Consider the following 17399-nt stretch of genomic DNA (forward strand, 5'->3'; position numbering starts at 1 on the left):
CCCGGGGCGAGGTCAACCCGCGCGACAGCGACCGCCGGCCTGTGACAGGCTCGGCCGTATGCGCTACATCATCATCGGAGCGGGAGCCGTCGGCGGCACCGTCGGCGGCCGGCTGGCCCAGGCCGGGCACGAGGTCGTCCTCGTCGCCCGCGGCGCCCATCTTCAGGCCCTGCGCGAGCACGGGCTCCGGCTGGTGACGCCGGACGGCACCCGCACCCACCGGCTCCCGGCCGTCGACGGGCCCGGCACACTCGGCGAACTGCGCCCCGACGACGTCCTCGTGCTCGCCGTGAAGACGCAGGACAGCGCCGCCGCGCTCGCCGCCTGGGCCCCGCGGCCGGTCGCGGGCGGCGGCACCGCGGCCGAACGGCTGCCGCTGCTGTGCGCGCAGAACGGGGTGGAGAGCCAGCGCCTCGCCCTGCGCCTGTTCCGGCGCGTGTACGGGGTCTGCGTCTGGCTGCCGTGCACCTACGTCGAACCGGGCGTCGTCTCCGCCGCCGGCACCCCCCTCACCGGCGTCCTCCACCTGGGCCGCTACCCGCACGGCACCGACGACACCGCCCGCGCGATCGCCGCCGACCTGGAGCGCTCGCACTTCGAGGCACCCGTCGTCCCCGACGTGACCCGCTGGCAGTACGCCAAACTGCTCGGCAACCTCGGCAACGCGCTGGAGGCCGTCACCGGGACCGTCGCCGGCGACGAGGCCGCTGCCCTGTACGCGAGGGTGCGCGCCGAGGCCGTGGCCGTCCTGGACGCCGCCGGGATCGGCTGGGCGAGCGCCGAGGAGCAGCAGGCCGCACGCGGCGACAAGGTCACCCTGGTCCCGCTGGAGGGCGCCCCGCGCGGCGGCGGCTCCTCCTGGCAGTCCCTCGCCCGCGGCACCGGCACCATCGAGGCCGACTACCTCAACGGCGAGATCGCCCTCCTGGGCCGTCTGCACGGCGTACCCACCCCGCTGAACGACCTGCTCCAGCGACTGGCCGGCACCTTCGCCCGCGAACGCCGGGAACCGGGGTCCCTGCCGGTCGCGGAGCTGGTACGGCTCGCCGAGAAGACGGCCGGCGAAGGGGAAGTGGCCCACTGACACGGGGCGGGATCGGCCCAAGACCCCGAGCCGTCCGGGCCCCTAGGGTCGAGACCATGACCAACGGAACACCCACCCGCGTCGACTTCTGGTTCGACCCCGCCTGCCCGTTCGCCTGGATCACCTCCCGCTGGCTCCTGGAGGTCGAGCGCGAGCGCCCGCTCGATCTGCGGTTCCACGCGATGAGCCTGTACCTGCACAACATCGGCAACGAACTGCCCGACTGGTACCGGGAGTTGGTCGACAAGTCGATCGGCCCGGTACGGGTCGCCGTGGCGGCGGCCGAGCGGCACGGGGAGAAGGTGCTGCGGGACCTGTACACGGCGTACGGCACCCGCATCCACGAGCGGAAGGCGGAGGACTTCGACGCCGTCGTCGCCGAGGCGCTCGCCGAACTCGGTCTCGACGCCGACCTCGCGGCCGCCGCGCACGACACGTCGTACGACGACGCGGTGCGCCTGAGCCACGAGGCGGGCGTGGAGCCGGAGACCGGCGGCTATGTCGGCACACCCACCCTGCATGTCGACGGCACGGTGTGGTTCGGGCCGGTGCTGCGGGCGATCCCGCGCGGGGAGCGGGCGGCCCGGCTGTTCGACAGCTTCCGCGTGCTGGCGAACGACCCCGACGTCTTCGAACTCAAGCGCACCCGCACGGGCGGCCTGTCCTTCGACTGAGCCCCGGCCGCCGGGCGAGCCCCGCACCGGCTCGCCCCGCCGGGCCACCGTCGGCCAGGCACGTCTCAGACCGGCTCACCCCGCCAGGCGTCCTTCGACGCCCAGCGCACCGCCGGGGCCACCGCCAGTCCGGCGACGGCGAACAGCACGCCCAGCACCGCCCAGCCCACCGTGCCGTGCTGGATCGCCGTCACCGTGACCAGCGCCGGGCCCGCCATCATCCCGGCGGACATGCCCGCACCGAACACACCCTGATAGACGCCGTGGGCGCGCGAGTCGGCCAGCTCGTAGCCCAGGGTCCAGCCGCCCGCCGCCATCAGCACCTCGGAGAACACCTGCACCACCGCGCCGACCGTCAGCGCCAGCACCGCCCACACCGGCGACAGCCCGGCCGACAGCGCGTACACCGCGCAGGCGACGGCCAGCAGCAGCCCCGCCCACCTCATCGCCCGCACGGCGGTGGGCACATGGGAGGCCGAGCGGGCCACCCGCACCTGGAGCAGCGCCACCAGCACACAGTTGACGATCATCAGCAGGGCCGCCGTCCAGCGGGGCGCGTCCGTGCGCTCCACGATCCACAGCGGCAGGCCCACCTCCGACAGGGTGTACTGCATGACCAGCACCGCGTTGAGCACGGTCACCGAGAGGAACGGCAGGTCCCGCACCGCCCGCCAGTGGTCCTCGGCGGGCGCCTCGTCCTTCAGCCTGTGCCGCTCCAGCGCGTGCGGGGCCAGCGGCAGTCCGCGCAGCAGCAGGGCGGGGGCCGCGAAGGAGAGGCAGTTGAGCAGAATGACCGTCACATAGGCGGCTCTGGTGTCGATCTGGAGCGCGACCGCGCCCAGCGCGCCGCCCACCCCCATGCCCACATTGGTGATCATCCGCAGATAGGCGCGCGCCTCCACCCGCGTCGCCGCCGGCAGCACGTCCGCGTACACGGCGCCCAGCACCGAACGGCTCGCCATCTGCAACGCCGTCGCGACGATCACGGCCGCCAGGAACGCGGCGTAGGAGTGCACCAGTGTGTACGTGGCCGTGGCCACCCCGGTACCGCCCCACAGCAGCGAGCCGACCTGCCGCGCGCCCCACCGGTCGGCGGCCCGTCCGGCGGGGATCCCCGCCACCACGCCGAACAGACCCGCGATCGTCAGACCGACACCGACGGCGGTGGCGTCCAGGCCGACGATGCGCGTGAAGTACAGCACGCCCAGCGGGAAGTACAGGCCGTTCCCGAGGGAGTTGAAGGCCGTCAGCACGGTCGCGCGGCGCAGGGCGGGATCGTCGGGGAGCAGCCCGCCCGCGCGGGTGACCTGCTCCTTCGGCGGTGTGGTGGTGGATGTCGAGGTCATGCCCCCAGCCAACCCGGCGGCGCCGGTGCACCGGCATTGATTTAGCGTGGCACTCAATGATCGAGTTCCGCTTCGCCGTCGGCGACCTCGCCACGACCTCCTTCGCGTACTCCCCGCTCCAGGAGGCGGTGTTCTCGCTGCGCAGTCTGCACGACCCGGCGCGCTATCCGCACCACCGTCCGTGGCTGCGCCGCATCCGGCCGCGCCTCGGGGGTCTCGACCAGGAACTGCTCACCGCGCTGGTCGCGCCCTGGCTGTGGGTGCCGGACTTCCTCACCCCGCGCCCCGAGCGGGCCCGGCCGTCCTTCGCCGAGCAGTTGGACGTGGTGCGGGGCACGCCCGCCGAGGTCGTCGTCGCCGACTTCCGGGCGACCTACCGCACGCCGGAGGCGATGCCGGCGGTCGTCGCGCGCGGGCTCGCCGATCCCCGCGCGTTCCTCGGCCGGCTCACGGACGCGCTCGAGGCGTACTGGCACGTCTGCCTCGCCGCCGACTGGTGGCCCCGCGTGCAGAGCATCCTGGAGGCCGATCTCGCCTACCGGGGGCGGGTGCTGGCCGAGCGGGGCGCGGGGGCGCTGCTGCCGGGGCTCGACGGCCGGCTCAGCTGGACCGGAAGTCATCTGCGGCTGAACACACGGGACTTCAACGTGCCGGCGCCCTGGACCGACGTGGCCATCGACGGGCGGGGAATGGTGCTGCTGCCGACGATGTTCGCGCGGGGCGCGCAGCCGCTCATCGACCCCTCGAGGCCGCCGTTGCTGATGTATCCGGCGCGGGGCCGGGGCACGCTGTCGGAGGAGCCGCCGCCGGTCACGGGAGACGCGCTCGTACGCCTTCTCGGGCGCCCCCGGGCCCGGCTGCTTCTGCTGCTCGCCGAACCGGCGTCCACGACGGAGCTGGCGCATCGGCTGGGGGTCACGCCGTCGGCCGTGAGTCAGCACCTGACGGTGCTCTACGACGCCGGGCTGCTGCACCGCACCCGCAGCGGGCGGATCGTACGGTACGCGCGTACGCCACTGGGGGACGACCTGTGCCGTTAGGCACCCACGGCGGACAGCGCGGGAAGGCGCGCCTCGTCGTACCTGTCGAGCACCAGGTGCGCCACCTCCGGCGCCGCCCCCAGCACCTGCGCCAGCACATCCGCCTGCGCCGCGCCCCGCGCGATGCGGTCCGGCAGGAAGCCCGGCGCCAGGACGTAGGGGGCGACGGCCACCTTCTCGCAGCCCAGCTCCCGCAGTTCCCGCACCGCGTCCTCGGTGCGGGGAAGGGATGCGGAGGCGAACGCGGGTCGCACGGCGCACCAACCGGTGTGCCGCCACTCCCGCGCGATTGCTGCGATCACCGCGATCGCCTCCGGGTCGGTGGAGCCCGCCGAGGCCAGGACGACCCCGGTGCGGGACGTGTCGGCGGGGGACAGGCCCGCCTCGTACAGCCGGCGCTCCAGCGCGGACAGCAGCAGCGGCGACGGGCCGAGCACGTCGGCCTGGCGGACGCGCAGGCCGCGCGGGGCGTCCCGCAGGACCGCCGGGATGTCCGCCTTCGCGTGGAAGGCGCGGGTCAGCAGCAGCGGGAGGGCGACCACGTCACGGACGCCCTCCGCCGCCAGGGACTCCAGCACCCCCTGCACCGAGGGGATGTTGAAGTCCAGGAAGCCGGTCTCCACGCGCAGGTCCGGCCGCAGCGAGCGCACCCGCTCGACGAGGGCGTGCACGGTCGCGGCGTGCCGCGGGTCGCGGCTGCCGTGGGCGATGACCAGGAGGACCGGCTTCATGGCGGCTCAGCCCTTCACCATCAGGCCGCGGCTGCGCAGCACCGCCCGCTCCAGCGGGCTGAAGATGAGCAGATCGATGGCGATGCCGACGATCAGGATCAGGATGATCGCCAGGAACACCATCGGCATGGAGCTGGCGTTGCGGCCGTTCTCCAGCAACTGACCGAGACCCACGCCCAGTTCGGGGGAGGAGGCGATGATCTCCGCGGCCATCAGCGAGCGCCAGGAGAACGCCCAGCCCTGCTTCAGACCGGCCAGGTAGCCCGGCAGCGCGGCCGGCATCACCACGTACCGGGCACCCTTGAGGCCGGTCGCGCCCATCGTGCGGCCCGCACGCAGGAACAGCGGCGGCACCTGGTCGATGCCGGACACCAGGCCGTTGGCGATGGAGGGGACGGCACCGAGCAGGATCACCGCGTACATCATCGAGTTGTTCAGGCCCAGCCAGAGCACCGCCGGCGGCACCCAGGCCACGGACGGCAGGGACTGCAGCCCGGACAGGATCGGGCCGATCGCCGCGCGGACGAACTTCACCCGGGCCACCAGCAGGCCCAGCGGGGTGCCGATGGCGAGGGCCAGCAGGAAGCCGAGCAGACCGCGCGAGACGGACGTCCAGATGTAGTCGAGCAGGGTGCCCTGGAGCCAGGCGGTCTCGACCTCCGCCCACACCTCGCCGGGCGTGGGCAGCTTGGTCGGGTCGTCGACGATGTCCAGCGACACCAGCCCCTGCCAGACCAGCAGCACCAGCGCGACCGCGACGATCGGCGGCAGGATCTTGTCGACGAACGTGCGGCGGAACGGCGTCCGGGCCGCGGCCGGGCTCTCCAGGGCGTCCAGGCCCGCCTCCAGACCGCCGCCGTCCTTGACGGAGGTGTCCGTCGTCTCAGTGCTTGCCATGACGGCGGATCTCCCCACGCAGTACTTCGGTGATCTCCAAGGACAGTTCGGCGACCGGCGCGTCCTCGATGCGCCGCGGCTGCGGGATGTCCACCCGCCACTCGCGGGCGATCCGGCCCGGCCGGGAGGACAGCAGGACGACGCGCTGCGCCAGCCGTACCGCCTCGCGCACGTTGTGCGTCACGAACAGCACCGACAGGCCCGTCTCGGACCAGATGCGGGTCAGTTCGTCGTGCAGCACATCGCGGGTGATGGCGTCGAGCGCGGCGAACGGCTCGTCCATCAGCAGCAGCCGGCTGTCCTGGGCCAGCGCCCGGGCGAGCGCCACGCGCTGGCGCATGCCGCCGGACAGTTCGTGCACCCGCTTGCCGTACGCCCCGGTCAGGCGCACGAGTTCGAGCAGCTCCTCGGCGCGGCCGCGCCGGTCCGCCTTGGGCACCCCCCTGAGCTTCAGGGCGAGTTCGATGTTCTTGCCCGCGGTCAGCCACGGGAACAGGGCGTGCTCCTGGAACATCAGGGCCGGACGCCCGTCGGTGCTGATCTGGCCGGCCGAGGGCCGGTCAAGGCCCGCCACCAGGTTCAGCAGCGTCGACTTGCCGCAGCCCGAGGCACCCAGCAGGGTGACGAACTCGCCCGGCGCGACATCGAGGCTGATGTCGTCGAGGACGAGCTGCTGTCCGGCGGGTCCGGCGAAGGACTTCGAGACGTGCTCGATGCGTGCGGCGTGCTCGACCGACTCCTCGGCCGCGGCCTTGACGATCGCTGTTGCCATGGTCGTCACCTCCTGGGAACTCTTCGGTCTACGGGTTACTTCGCGCCGAGTCCGGCGTCGTCGACGGCGCTCTCGCCCGCGGCCGCGAGCACCTTGTTCAGGAGCGTCAGGTCATAGATGCCGTCCAGCTCCGGGTCGTCCAGGAGGCCGGCCTTCACCGCGTGCCGCGCCTGCGCGTCGAGGGTGGCGGCCAGCGGGTCGTCGGTGAACCGGATGGACTTCCACGCCGGGTCCAGGACCTCGGCGGGCAGCTCCTTGCCGGAGTCGATGCCGAGCTGGGTGTTGGCCGCGGCTTTCGCCTCGGCCGGGTGGGCGTTGATCCAGCGGTTGGTCTCGACGGACGCCTTCAGCACGGCCTCGACGGCCTTCGGGTGCTCCTTGAGGAACTTCTGCGACACGATCACGTTCGTGATCACGAACTGCTTGTCCGGCCACAGGTCCGCCTCGTCCAGCAGCACCTTCGCGCCCTCGGCGACCAGCTTGGAGGCGGTCGGCTCCGGCACCCAGGCACCGTCGACGGACCCCGACCGGTAGGCGTCCGGGGTGATCTTGTTGTCCGTGCGGACCACGGACACATCACCCTTGCCGCTCTCCGGGTCGACCTTCCAGCCCTGCTCCGCGATCCAGTTCAGCAGCGCCACGTCCTGCGTGTTGCCCAGCTGCGGGGTCGCGATCCGCTTGCCCTTGACGTCCTCGACCGACTTGATCCTGTCCGGGTTCACCACGAGCCGCACTCCGCCGGACGCCGAACCGCCGATGATCCGCAGGTTGGTGCCCTTGGACTTGATGTAGCCGTTGATCGCCGGGGACGGGCCGATCCAGCCGATGTCGACGGAGCCGGAGTTCAGCGCCTCGATCTCGGAGGGCCCGGCGTTGAACACCTGGTACTTGGCCTCCGTGGCTCCGAGCGCCTTCTGGAAGAAGCCCTTCTGCGCGCCGACCAGCGCGGTGGCGTGGGTCAGGTTGCCGAAGTAGCCGATCCTCACGGAGTCCAGTCCGTCGATCTTCTCGGCGCCGGGGGCGATCCTGTGCTGCGCACCGGTCTCCTTGGCCTGCGAGCCGTAGCCGCAGGCGGCCAGGGCGAGCAGGGGCAGGGCGGCGATCACCGCGAAGGTGCGGCGGAGGGCGGATGAGGCAGGCACGGGAGGGGGTCCTCTCGTCGGCCCGGCGGTCACGTGTGCTTCAGGTCGTGGCCGGGAGGTCGGCAGGTCGTCGTCTGGCGTGGGGCACGTACGTCAGCGCCCACATCGCGCGACCCCGCCCGTCCCGCTGCCGACGGCGCCGCTGCCCACGCGGCCGCCCTCCTTCGCGAACCCCGAGTAGTAGTCGGTGGAGTTCATGCTCAGAAGTCCCACCCGTCGTCCTCGGTCTGGTCCTTGACCGGCTCCGGGGAGGCGAAGGACTCGCCGACCATGCCCGCGGTGAGCGTGGTGCCGTCGGCCGGGTCGATCAGGATGAACGAACCGGTGCGGCGCGAGTCGGCGTAGGAGTCGACGGGCAGCGGCTCCGCGGTGCGGATCTTCACCCGGCCGATGTCGTTGGCGACGAGCTGTCCCGGATGCGGGTGCAGGGAGAGGTCGTCGAGCGTGAGCCGGGACGGGATGTCCTTGACGATCGCCTTGACCGTGCGGGTGCCGTGCTTGATCAGCACCCGGTGACCCACCGTCAGCGGCTGGTCGGCGACATGGCAGACCGTGGCCTCGATGTCCTGGGTGGTCGGCGGCGCGTCCTTGCTGGGCACGATCAGGTCGCCGCGCGAGATGTCGATGTCGTCCTCCAGCAGGACGGTCACCGACTGCGTGGTCCAGGCGACGTCGACCGGCTTGCCCAGCAGGTCGATGCCGGAGATCTTCGTGGCCCGGCCGGACGGCAGCACGGTCACGCTCTCGCCGACGCGGAAGGAACCCGCGGCGATCTGACCGGCGTAGCCCCGGTAGTCGGGGTGCTCGGCGGTCTGCGGACGGATCACGTACTGCACGGGCAGCCGCGCGTGGCAGTGCGCCAGGTCGTGGCTGACCGGGACGGTCTCCAGGTGCTCCAGCACCGTCGGGCCGCCGTACCAGTCCATGTGGGCGGAGGGCTCCACCACGTTGTCGCCCTCCAGCGCCGAGATCGGGATCGCGGTGACCTCGGGGACGCCGAGTTCGGTCGCGTACGCCGTGAACTCCTCGGCGATCGCCGCGAACACGTCCTCCTGGTAGCCCACCAGGTCCATCTTGTTCACGGCGAGCACGACGTGCGGCACCCGCAGCAGCGCCGCGATCGCCGCGTGCCGGCGGGTCTGCTCGACCACGCCGTTGCGCGCGTCGACGAGGATCACCGTCAGCTCGGCCGTGGAGGCGCCGGTGACCATGTTCCGGGTGTACTGCACATGCCCCGGAGTGTCGGCCAGGATGAACCGGCGCCGGGGCGTGGCGAAGTAGCGGTAGGCCACGTCGATGGTGATGCCCTGCTCCCGCTCGGCGCGCAGGCCGTCGGTGAGCAGCGCGAGGTCGGGGGCCTCCTGGCCGCGGCTCGCGGAGACCCGCTCCACGGCCTCCAGCTGGTCGGCGAGGACCGACTTGGAGTCGTGCAACAGCCGGCCCACCAGGGTGGACTTGCCGTCGTCGACGGAGCCGGCCGTCGCGAAGCGCAGAAGGGTGGTCTCGGAGAGTTCCGTGAGTTCCGTGGTCGTGCTCATGGCTAGAAGTACCCCTCGCGCTTGCGGTCTTCCATCGCCGCCTCGGACAGCTTGTCGTCGGCGCGGGTGGCGCCGCGCTCGGTGAGCCGGGAGGCGGCGATCTCGGCGATCACCTTCTCGATCGTGTCGGCGTCGGAGTCGACGGCGCCCGTGCAGGACATGTCACCGACGGTCCGGTAACGGATCAGCCGCGTCTCGACGGTCTCGCCGTCCTTCGGGCCGCCCCACTCGCCGGCCGTCAGCCACATGCCGCCCCGCAGGAACACGTCCCGGTGGTGGGCGTAGTAGATCTCCGGCAGCTCGATGCCCTCGCGGGCGATGTACTGCCAGACGTCCAGCTCGGTCCAGTTGGACAGCGGGAACACGCGCACATGCTCACCGGGGGCGTGCCGGCCGTTGTACAGGTTCCACAGCTCGGGCCGCTGGCGGCGCGGGTCCCACTGCGAGAACTCGTCGCGCAGCGAGAACACCCGCTCCTTGGCCCGCGCCTTCTCCTCGTCGCGGCGGCCACCGCCGAAGACCGCGTCGAACTTCTCCGACTGGATCTTCTCGGTCAGCGGCAGCGTCTGCAGCGGGTTGCGGGTGCCGTCCGGGCGCTCCTTGAGCACCCCGCGGTCGATGTAGTCCTGCACCGAGGCCACGTGCAGGCGCAGATTGTGCTGGGCCACCGTGCGGTCGCGGTACTCGATGACCTCGGGGAAGTTGTGCCCGGTGTCCACGTGCAGCAGCGCGAACGGCACCGGCGCCGGCGCGAACGCCTTCAGCGCCAGGTGCAGCATGACGATCGAGTCCTTGCCGCCGGAGAACAGGATCACCGGCTTCTCGAACTCGCCCGCCACCTCGCGGAAGATGTGCACCGCCTCGGACTCGAGCGCGTCCAGGTGGGAGAGGGCGTACGGGGTGCCGGTGCCCTCGTCGATCGTGGCGACGGTCGTCATGCCAGTCCCCTTTCGGTGAGCAGCGCGTGAACGGCCGCGGCGGACTCCTGCACGGTCTGGTTCTGGGACTCGATCCGCAGATCGGGCGCCTCGGGCTCCTCGTACGGGTCGTCGACCCCGGTGAGCCCCTTCAGCTCGCCCGCGGCCTGCTTGGCGTACAGCCCCTTCACATCGCGGACGCTGCACACCTCGACCGGCGTGGCCACATGCACCTCGACGTACGCCGTCCCGTTCGCCTCGTGCCGCTTGCGCACGGCGTCCCGGCTGTCGGCGTACGGCGCGATGACCGGGACCAGCGCCAGCACGCCGTTGCGGGCGAGCAGTTCGGCGACGAAGCCGATGCGCTGCACATTGGTGTGCCGGTCCTCGCGGCTGAAGCCGAGGCCCGCGGAGATGAACTCGCGGATCTCGTCGCCGTCGAGCACCTCGACGCGGTGGCCCTCCTCGCGCAGCCGGCCGGCCAGCTCGTACGCGATGGTGGTCTTGCCGGCGCTCGGCAGACCCGTGAGCCAGACGGTGGCTCCGGTCGTCACGTGGTTCTCCTGAGTCTGATGGTCGGTCATGCGTGCAGCCCGCACTCGGTCTTGGCGCGTCCGGCCCAGCGCCCGGCGCGCGCATCCTCGCCCTCCAGCACCCGCCGGGTGCAGGGAGCGCAGCCGACGGAGGCGTAGCCGTCCATCAGCAGCGGGTTGGTCAGAACGCCGTGCTCGGTGACGTAGGCGTCCACGTCGTCCTGGGTCCAGCGGGCGATCGGCGAGATCTTGACCTTCTGCCGCTTCTCGTCCCAGCCGACGACCGGGGTGTTCGCCCGGGTCGGGGACTCGTCGCGGCGCAGGCCCGTCGCCCACGCCTGGTAGTCCTTCAGCCCCTGCTCCAGCGGCTGCACCTTGCGGAGCTTGCAGCACAGGTCGGGGTCGCGGTCGTGCAGCCTGGGCCCGTACTCGGCGTCCTGCTCGGCGACCGTCTGGCGCGGGGTGAGGGTGATGACGTTGACGTCCATCACCGCCTCCACCGCGTCGCGGGTGCCGATGGTCTCCTCGAAGTGGTAGCCGGTGTCGAGGAACACGACGTCCACGCCGGGCATCGCCCGCGAGGCGAGGTGGGCGACCACGGCGTCCTCCATGGAGGACGTCACGCAGAACCGCTTGCCGAAGGTGTCCGCCGCCCACTGGAGGATCTCCAGCGCGGAGGCGTCCTCCAGGTCGCGGCCCGCCTGCTCGGCGAGGGCCTTCAACTCCTCGGCCGAGCGCTCCTGCTGAGCCGTCGTCATATCGGTTCCCCTCCCGTGGTGTCCTGCCGAACCCCTCGGGCCAGCAGCCCGAGGAACTTCAGCTGGAATGCGCGATTGCAGGCCGCGCATTCCCACGCGCCGTGGCCTTCCTCGCTGGGACGCAGGTCTTCGTCGCCGCAGTACGGGCAGTAGAAGGGCGCCGCGCGCTCGCTCACGACAGCGCCTCCTCGGAGGCGCGGGCCGCCCAGGTGGCGAACCGCTCGCCCTCTTCGCGCTCCGCCTGGAAGCGCTTCAGGACCCGCTCGACGTAGTCGGGCAGCTCCTCCGAGGTCACCTTCAGACCGCGCACCTTGCGGCCGAACCCGGCCTCCAGGCCGAGCGCGCCGCCGAGGTGCACCTGGTAGCCCTCGACCTGCTCGCCCCGGTCGTTGAGGACCAGCTGCCCCTTGAGACCGATGTCCGCCACCTGGATACGGGCGCAGGCGTTCGGGCAGCCGTTGAGGTTGATGGTGATCGGCTCGTCGAAGTCCGGGATCCGGCGCTCCAGCTCGTCGATGAGGGAGGCGCCGCGCGCCTTGGTCTCGACGATGGCGAGCTTGCAGTACTCGATGCCGGTGCAGGCCATGGTGCCGCGCCGGAACGGGGAGGGCTTGGCGGTCAGGTCCAGCGCCTCCAGGGACTCGACGAGCGAGTCGACCTGGCCCTCCTCGACATCGAGGATGATCATCTTCTGCTCGACGGTGGTGCGGACCCGGCCCGAGCCGTGCGCCTCGGCCAGGTCGGCGATCTTCGTCAGCGTGGTGCCGTCGACGCGGCCGACGCGCGGGGCGAACCCGACGTAGAAACGGCCGTCCTTCTGCCGGTGCACACCGACGTGGTCGCGCCAGCGCTCCACGGGCTGCGCGGGGGCGGGGCCGTCGACCAGCTTCCGCTTGAGGTACTCGTCCTCCAGCACCTGGCGGAACTTCTCCGCGCCCCAGTCGGCGACCAGGAACTTCAGGCGGGCGCGGGTGCGCAGGCGCCGGTAGCCGTAGTCACGGAAGATCGAGATGACGCCCTCGTAGACGTCCGGCACCTCGTCCAGCGGCACCCAGGCGCCGAGCCGGACGCCGATCTTGGGGTTGGTGGACAGGCCGCCGCCGACCCACAGGTCGAAGCCGGGGCCGTGCTCGGGGTGGTGCACGCCGACGAACGCCACGTCGTTGATCTCGTGCGCCACGTCCAGCAGCGGCGAGCCGGAGATCGCGGACTTGAACTTGCGGGGCAGGTTGGAGAAGTCCTTGTTGCCGATGATCCGGCGGTGGATCTCCTCGATGGCCGGGGAGCCGTCGATGATCTCGTCCTCGGCGATGCCCGCGACCGGGGAGCCGATGATCACGCGGGGCGTGTCGCCGCATGCCTCGGTGGTGGACAGGCCGACCGCCTCCAGGCGGTTCCAGATCTCGGGCACGTCCTCGATCCGGATCCAGTGGTACTGGACGTTCTGCCGGTCGGTGATGTCCGCGGTGCCGCGCGCGAACTCCTGCGAGATCTCACCGATCACCCGCAGCTGCTGCGTGGTCAGCCGGCCGCCGTCGATCCGGACGCGCAGCATGAAGTACTCGTCGTCCAGCTCCTCCGGCTCCAGGATCGCGGTCTTGCCGCCGTCGATTCCCGGCTTGCGCTGGGTGTACAGGCCCCACCAGCGCATCCGGCCGCGCAGGTCGTTGGGGTCGATCGAGTCGAAGCCGCGCTGGGAGTAGATCGTCTCAATGCGTGTCCGCACATTGAGACCGTCGTCGTCCTTCTTGAACTGCTCGTTGCCGTTGAGCGGGGTGAAGTGCCCCGCGGCCCACTGACCCTCACCGCGGTGACGGCTCACCTTGCGGCGGGGAGTCGCGGCGGCAGGGTTCTGCGGGGTGGCGGCCATGGTTGTTACGTCCTTCGGGACCGGGGAAAGCGGCTCTGACCTGCGCGTTCGGGCGCGCGTAGGTATGCCTGCGCGTCATCGCGCAAGGGAGACTGGGGGGAACGGAATGCGGCGGTGCTGTGCTTGTCAGCTCGCCGGACAGATGGCGCTGGACATGCGGCCGAGGTCGACGTGCCGCCGACTCACCAAGGCAATTCCAGTTCCAGACATGACGGAAGCGTGTCATGGCGATCTGGACAGAGTCCAGCTTCGTCCGACATGTGGACACCCTTGTCCCGAAGGGTGGGACAAGGGTGTCGTCGGTCACACCGTCCGCGCGGGGACTTGTCGGCGCAGGTCAGGCAGGGTATGCGCCGGGCCAGGGGCCGGGCGTGGGCCGTACGGCCTCCTCCTCGACCTTGGTGTCGAACAGCTTGAAGCCGCGGCGCAGGTAGTTGTCCATCGCGAACTCGCCGTCCTTGCTGCATGTGTGCAGCCACACCCGCTTGGTCGGTGCCCGCCCCGGCCAGCGGTCGGCGAGGTCCCAGGCGCGGGCGGTGCCGTACGACAGCAGATGGCCGCCGATGCGCCGGCCGCGGAAGGCGGGGATCAGGCCGAAGTACTCGATCTCCACGACCCCGTCGTCCTGCGGGCTCAGCTCCACGTACCCGGCGGGCGTGCCCCGGTCGTAGGCCACCCAGGTCTCCGCACCGGGACGCTCCAGGTGCTCCTGCCACTGCGCGTACGTCCAGCCGAGCCGGTCCGTCCACCGGATGTCCCCGCCGACGGAGGCGTACAGGAAGCGGCTGAACTCGGGCGAGGGCACCTCGGCGCGCACGATCCGCACGTCGCCCTCGGGCGCGGCGGCCGGGAGGAGGTCCGTGGGAGCGGTCTGCTCCAGGGACCAGGTGGTCACGGCGATGTTGGTCATGGCCGCCAGGGAATCATCTCGTCCGGATGTCTGTCGATCGCGTTCCACGGTTCGGCGGCGGGGCTGCCGCTCGCGTTCCACGGTACGGCGGCCGGGCTGCCGATCCCGTACCACGCCACGGCGGCCGGGGTGCCGCCCCGCGCGGCCGTCAGTCCAGGGCCTCGTCGATCTCCGCCAGCTCCACGGCGAACAGGGTCCGTCCGGACTGGGCCCAGACCTCGCCCGTCCCGGCCGCGTAGGAGAGGGAGGCGGTCGTGCCGCTCCAGCAGCGCGAGGACAGATCGGTGCCGCAGCGGGCGACCTGCGCGCCCTCCGTGTCCTGGCGCCACAGCGTGCCGGGGCCGTCGCGGTCGGCGCGGGTGACGTACCAGTGGGAGCGGTGGGAGAGGACGCCGCGCACGTCGGACACCTTCGTGCGGTACATCGCGTCGGGGGTCACCCGCCCGACGGTGTCCGTGGCGAGGAGTCCGGGGCGGGCCGGGTCCGTGTCGAAGGAGTAGCGCCACAGCCGGGTGCCCGTCCCGCCGTCCTCTTCCGTCCGCTCGGTGGCGACCAGGCTGTCGGGGGCGGTGCTGCGGTCCAGGGACAGTGCGCCGAGGCGGGTGCCGTCGGCGTCGAGCCGGTAGGAGCCGACGGCGGGCAGGACGTAGCGCAGGCCGTGCGCCGACCAGCCGCCGGGGACGCGGCCGACGGCGGGGGCGGTGACGTTCGCCCGCTGGATGCGGTTCACGTCGTACACGTACAGGGCGTCCTCGGCGGTGACCAGCAGCTTGTCCTGGTACCAGACCAGGCCGGACAGGTCGGAGACGAGCGGTGCGTAGTTGCGGCCGCCGTCGACCGGGACGGTGAGCAGGGCGGAGGTGTAGGGGAGGTGGCCGGAGGCGTGGGCGGCGGTGTCACCGGCGTCCACGAAGGAGACGCGGGCGAGGCGGGGCCCGTCCTGCGGCCGGCCGTCCGAGGCGTCGGGGCCGGCGTCCGTGTGGTCCGCGGTGTCCGCGGCGGCGCTCCCGGACCGCGTCCGGCCGTCGAAGGTGCGGCCCGCCGTTGCCTGCGGGCGGCCCGCCCCGGCCGGGCCGGCGGTGCCGGACCAGCCCGACACGACCACCCGGTGTCCGCCCCAGCGCCCGTCGTCGTCCGCGTCCCCCGACGTGCTGACCGCGGCCGCGCGGAGGCCGCCGGTGTCGGCGGCGTCCCAGCAGTGGACGCGGGTCGGAGCGGGGCCGACCGGCAGGGCGGCCCGGTCGGCGGAGGAGCACTCGGCGGCCGGGCGCAGGGTGCGGTCGGCGTCGGCGAGGAGGGCGGCGACGCCGACGGGGCGGCCCATCGCGGAGGCGAGCCGGTCCAGGGTGCGGGCGGGGACGAGTTCCTCGGTCAGCCGGGCGTCGGCTGCGGTCAGCGGCTCCAGCGGGCCGGGGTCCTCGTCGACCGATGCCTGGGAGACGCTGATCATGGTGGCGGCGGCGGTCAGCGCGAGCGCGGTTCCGGACAGGAACGCGCGCAACGCCCTGCCCCGTCGGCGCCGGCGGTGTCTGCCGCGATGCTTCATGAGCTCCCTCTCCAGGCTCGCCCGGCCGGGTCAACTGCGCCTGCTGATCCGTACGTTGGTCGAGGAACGGCTGAGACGGCCCGGAGCGATGCTACGGCAGGGGAGGCCGCCCGCGGGCCCGGACCCCGCAAATTCACGGACGAAGCCCCCCAAGGCGGAACCGCTGGGCCGCCGCCCGGAGCGGGCACCGCGCCCGGGCGTGCAGGGGCGTGCGCGGCCGTCAGGGCACCGCTCCCCGGCGTGCCGCGCGGACCGCCGGTGCGGTGGAGTGGGGGAGCAGGTCGCGGGGGTCGTCGGGGAGGAGGACCTCGACCTGCGCGGCATCGCAGAAACGATACGGCCGGTGTTCCAGGAAACCCTCCAGATACCGCCGTACCCGCGACATCTCGGCCCGCACGGTGACCGTGCGTCCCGCGTCCCCGAACAGGTCCTCGGCCAGCCCCGCCGCGCTGCGCCCGCCCGGCTGCCGGGCCAGCACATAGAGCAACTCGGCGTGCCGGGGGCTCAGTTCGCGGCACCACTCGCCCGCTCCGCCGGACACCGTCACCGTCCAGCGGCGCGGCTGCGTCAGGTCGAGCACGATGCGCGTCGCCCCCTGCGCCTGCGGCCGGTCCGCGGCGACCCGCACCAACCAGCCCCCGCCCAGCGGCTCCACCGTGCACAGCCCGAGCCCGGGCAGCCACCGGTGCCCCGCCGACAGCGACTTGGGCAGCGCCGTCCGGCCGGTGTACGGCATGCCCGTCACCGCGGCCGTCCAGCCGTCCCGGTCCACCACCAGCGCCCGCCCGCCGATCCGGGCCAGCACCGGCGCCGCCACCGCCCGCAACCGCTCCAGCGAGGTCAGATGCAGCTCGCGCAGCCGCGCCTCGGCGAGCTTGGCGACCGAGTCGACCCAGGCGAGCGTGGCCGGATGCATCGTCTCCAGCGGCCCGCTGACATCCACCACGCCGATCAGCCGGCCGTCCCGCGGATCCGTGATCGGGGCGCCCGCGCACGTCCAGGTGGCGTGCGACCGTACGAAGTGCTCGGAGGCGAACACCTGCACGGGCCGGCGGACCACCGCGGGTGTCCCCACCCCGTTGGTGCCCACCACGTCCTCCCGCCAGTCCGCGCCGATCTCGAAGCCCAGCCCGTCCGCCTTGCGCAGCACCGGCACACTGCCCTCCCGCCACAGCACCCGGCCGTCCGCGTCGGCGACGACCATGATGTGCCGGGCGGTGTCCGCGACCGACAGCAGGCCCTCCCGCAGCACCGGCAGCACATGGCGCAGCGGTGACTCCTCGCGCCGCCGGCGCACCTCCTCCGGCGAGAGCAGTCCCGACCGGAAGTCGTGGTCGGGGTCGACCCCGCTGCGCAGCATCCGCCCCCACGAGTCCTCGATCACCGGCCGGGGTGCGAGCGGACCCTGCCGTCCGGAGAGCGCCGCCTCGCGCACCTGCCTCAGCATCCGTGCCGCGCGCGCCGTGTCCACGGCGGCCAGCTGCGTCACGTTCATCGGCGGGTTCGCCACGGGATCCTCCCGGGATGAGCTGGTGCGGTGACCGGATGTCAAGCCCTGCGGCCGTCGGATTCCGGTCGTGTGCTGACTGGTTCGTCCATACTGCCGCCCGTTCGCGACGGAGGGGCGCAGTCCGGTCACCG

The 17399-nt window shown here is 72.4% G+C and carries 18 protein-coding genes; 3 read left to right on the forward strand and 15 right to left on the reverse strand.

What is annotated here, in order from left to right; translation table 11 throughout:
- Positions 1 to 58 precede the first annotated feature (58 nt).
- Positions 59 to 1084, forward strand: a complete 1026-nt coding sequence (locus ACSU6M_RS26535; RefSeq protein ID WP_437072881.1) for a ketopantoate reductase family protein — start codon at positions 59 to 61, stop codon at positions 1082 to 1084.
- A 56-nt stretch (positions 1085 to 1140) separates the two neighbouring features.
- Entirely contained in the window at positions 1141 to 1758 is a 618-nt protein-coding gene (locus tag ACSU6M_RS26540; RefSeq protein WP_437072883.1) for a mycothiol-dependent nitroreductase Rv2466c family protein, read from the forward strand.
- A 65-nt stretch (positions 1759 to 1823) separates the two neighbouring features.
- Here ACSU6M_RS26540 and ACSU6M_RS26545 read toward each other — a convergent pair whose 3' ends face one another.
- On the reverse strand, positions 1824 to 3104 hold the full coding sequence (locus ACSU6M_RS26545; RefSeq protein WP_437072884.1) for an MFS transporter: 1281 nt from the start codon (positions 3102 to 3104) through the stop codon (positions 1824 to 1826).
- A 56-nt stretch (positions 3105 to 3160) separates the two neighbouring features.
- Between ACSU6M_RS26545 and ACSU6M_RS26550 the strand changes: the two genes are divergently transcribed.
- Entirely contained in the window at positions 3161 to 4144 is a 984-nt protein-coding gene (locus ACSU6M_RS26550; protein ID WP_437072886.1) for a helix-turn-helix domain-containing protein, read from the forward strand.
- Here ACSU6M_RS26550 and ACSU6M_RS26555 read toward each other — a convergent pair.
- The 14 genes from ACSU6M_RS26555 to ACSU6M_RS26620 all read right to left on the reverse strand — a co-directional run bounded on the left by ACSU6M_RS26555 (position 4141) and on the right by ACSU6M_RS26620 (position 17253).
- Positions 4141 to 4875, reverse strand: a complete 735-nt coding sequence (locus tag ACSU6M_RS26555; protein WP_437072888.1) for a sirohydrochlorin chelatase — start codon at positions 4873 to 4875, stop codon at positions 4141 to 4143. The two genes, ACSU6M_RS26550 and ACSU6M_RS26555, sit on opposite strands and share 4 nt — an antisense overlap.
- A 6-nt stretch (positions 4876 to 4881) precedes the next feature.
- Positions 4882 to 5772 (reverse strand): ABC transporter permease, encoded by an 891-nt coding sequence (locus ACSU6M_RS26560; RefSeq protein WP_437072889.1) that lies wholly within the window; start codon positions 5770 to 5772, stop codon positions 4882 to 4884.
- Positions 5759 to 6544: an ABC transporter ATP-binding protein gene (locus tag ACSU6M_RS26565; protein WP_437072890.1), complete on the reverse strand. Its 786-nt coding sequence runs from the start codon at positions 6542 to 6544 to the stop codon at positions 5759 to 5761. The genes ACSU6M_RS26560 and ACSU6M_RS26565 overlap by 14 nt, the downstream gene beginning before the upstream one ends.
- Positions 6545 to 6579: 35 nt before the next feature.
- The gene (locus ACSU6M_RS26570) at positions 6580 to 7686 is read right to left on the reverse strand and encodes an aliphatic sulfonate ABC transporter substrate-binding protein (RefSeq protein ID WP_437072891.1); all 1107 of its coding nucleotides are present in this window, start codon (positions 7684 to 7686) and stop codon (positions 6580 to 6582) included.
- Between the two features lie 200 nt (positions 7687 to 7886).
- On the reverse strand, positions 7887 to 9224 hold the full coding sequence (locus ACSU6M_RS26575) for a sulfate adenylyltransferase subunit 1 (protein WP_437072893.1): 1338 nt from the start codon (positions 9222 to 9224) through the stop codon (positions 7887 to 7889).
- A gap of 2 nt (positions 9225 to 9226) precedes the next feature.
- Positions 9227 to 10162 (reverse strand): sulfate adenylyltransferase subunit CysD, encoded by a 936-nt coding sequence (gene cysD / locus ACSU6M_RS26580; protein ID WP_437072895.1) that lies wholly within the window; start codon positions 10160 to 10162, stop codon positions 9227 to 9229.
- Positions 10159 to 10695 (reverse strand): adenylyl-sulfate kinase, encoded by a 537-nt coding sequence (gene cysC, locus ACSU6M_RS26585; RefSeq protein ID WP_437072896.1) that lies wholly within the window; start codon positions 10693 to 10695, stop codon positions 10159 to 10161. Before cysC ends, cysD begins: the two co-directional genes overlap by 4 nt.
- Before the next feature lie 26 nt (positions 10696 to 10721).
- On the reverse strand, positions 10722 to 11432 hold the full coding sequence (locus ACSU6M_RS26590) for a phosphoadenylyl-sulfate reductase (RefSeq protein ID WP_437072898.1): 711 nt from the start codon (positions 11430 to 11432) through the stop codon (positions 10722 to 10724).
- On the reverse strand, positions 11429 to 11608 hold the full coding sequence (locus ACSU6M_RS26595; RefSeq protein WP_437072900.1) for a hypothetical protein: 180 nt from the start codon (positions 11606 to 11608) through the stop codon (positions 11429 to 11431). The genes ACSU6M_RS26590 and ACSU6M_RS26595 overlap by 4 nt, the downstream gene beginning before the upstream one ends.
- A complete protein-coding gene (locus ACSU6M_RS26600) occupies positions 11605 to 13302 on the reverse strand; it encodes a nitrite/sulfite reductase (RefSeq protein WP_437072902.1) in 1698 nt (565 codons plus the stop codon). Before ACSU6M_RS26600 ends, ACSU6M_RS26595 begins: the two co-directional genes overlap by 4 nt.
- A 126-nt stretch (positions 13303 to 13428) precedes the next feature.
- Positions 13429 to 13512 (reverse strand): putative leader peptide, encoded by an 84-nt coding sequence (locus tag ACSU6M_RS26605; RefSeq protein WP_309486338.1) that lies wholly within the window; start codon positions 13510 to 13512, stop codon positions 13429 to 13431.
- A 127-nt stretch (positions 13513 to 13639) separates the two neighbouring features.
- On the reverse strand, positions 13640 to 14212 hold the full coding sequence (locus ACSU6M_RS26610) for a GNAT family N-acetyltransferase (RefSeq protein WP_437072903.1): 573 nt from the start codon (positions 14210 to 14212) through the stop codon (positions 13640 to 13642).
- Positions 14213 to 14360: 148 nt separating this feature from the next.
- Positions 14361 to 15758 carry a hypothetical protein gene (locus ACSU6M_RS26615; protein ID WP_437072904.1) on the reverse strand — a complete coding sequence of 466 codons (1398 nt, stop codon included), beginning with the start codon at positions 15756 to 15758 and terminating at the stop codon, positions 14361 to 14363.
- Positions 15759 to 15978: 220 nt separating this feature from the next.
- A complete protein-coding gene (locus tag ACSU6M_RS26620) occupies positions 15979 to 17253 on the reverse strand; it encodes a GAF domain-containing protein (protein WP_437075361.1) in 1275 nt (424 codons plus the stop codon).
- Positions 17254 to 17399: the final 146 nt, after the last annotated feature.

The sequence above is a fragment of the Streptomyces sp. enrichment culture genome (assembly GCF_964272895.1).
Lineage (GTDB): Bacteria > Actinomycetota > Actinomycetes > Streptomycetales > Streptomycetaceae > Streptomyces.

What these genes read in the sequence shown, in the direction of transcription:
- ACSU6M_RS26610 (WP_437072903.1), bottom strand. Translation starts at nt 14,212, where the DNA reads ATGACCAACATCGCCGTGACCACCTGGTCCCTGGAGCAGACCGCTCCC.
- ACSU6M_RS26605 (WP_309486338.1), bottom strand. Translation starts at nt 13,512, where the DNA reads ATGTCTGGAACTGGAATTGCCTTGGTGAGTCGGCGGCACGTCGACCTC.
- ACSU6M_RS26620 (WP_437075361.1), bottom strand. Translation starts at nt 17,253, where the DNA reads ATGAACGTGACGCAGCTGGCCGCCGTGGACACGGCGCGCGCGGCACGG.
- cysD (WP_437072895.1), bottom strand. Translation starts at nt 10,162, where the DNA reads ATGACGACCGTCGCCACGATCGACGAGGGCACCGGCACCCCGTACGCC.
- ACSU6M_RS26615 (WP_437072904.1), bottom strand. Translation starts at nt 15,758, where the DNA reads ATGAAGCATCGCGGCAGACACCGCCGGCGCCGACGGGGCAGGGCGTTG.
- ACSU6M_RS26575 (WP_437072893.1), bottom strand. Translation starts at nt 9,224, where the DNA reads ATGAGCACGACCACGGAACTCACGGAACTCTCCGAGACCACCCTTCTG.
- ACSU6M_RS26550 (WP_437072886.1), top strand. Translation starts at nt 3,161, where the DNA reads ATGATCGAGTTCCGCTTCGCCGTCGGCGACCTCGCCACGACCTCCTTC.
- ACSU6M_RS26560 (WP_437072889.1), bottom strand. Translation starts at nt 5,772, where the DNA reads ATGGCAAGCACTGAGACGACGGACACCTCCGTCAAGGACGGCGGCGGT.
- ACSU6M_RS26540 (WP_437072883.1), top strand. Translation starts at nt 1,141, where the DNA reads ATGACCAACGGAACACCCACCCGCGTCGACTTCTGGTTCGACCCCGCC.
- ACSU6M_RS26600 (WP_437072902.1), bottom strand. Translation starts at nt 13,302, where the DNA reads ATGGCCGCCACCCCGCAGAACCCTGCCGCCGCGACTCCCCGCCGCAAG.
- ACSU6M_RS26565 (WP_437072890.1), bottom strand. Translation starts at nt 6,544, where the DNA reads ATGGCAACAGCGATCGTCAAGGCCGCGGCCGAGGAGTCGGTCGAGCAC.
- ACSU6M_RS26590 (WP_437072898.1), bottom strand. Translation starts at nt 11,432, where the DNA reads ATGACGACGGCTCAGCAGGAGCGCTCGGCCGAGGAGTTGAAGGCCCTC.
- ACSU6M_RS26555 (WP_437072888.1), bottom strand. Translation starts at nt 4,875, where the DNA reads ATGAAGCCGGTCCTCCTGGTCATCGCCCACGGCAGCCGCGACCCGCGG.
- ACSU6M_RS26545 (WP_437072884.1), bottom strand. Translation starts at nt 3,104, where the DNA reads ATGACCTCGACATCCACCACCACACCGCCGAAGGAGCAGGTCACCCGC.
- ACSU6M_RS26535 (WP_437072881.1), top strand. Translation starts at nt 59, where the DNA reads ATGCGCTACATCATCATCGGAGCGGGAGCCGTCGGCGGCACCGTCGGC.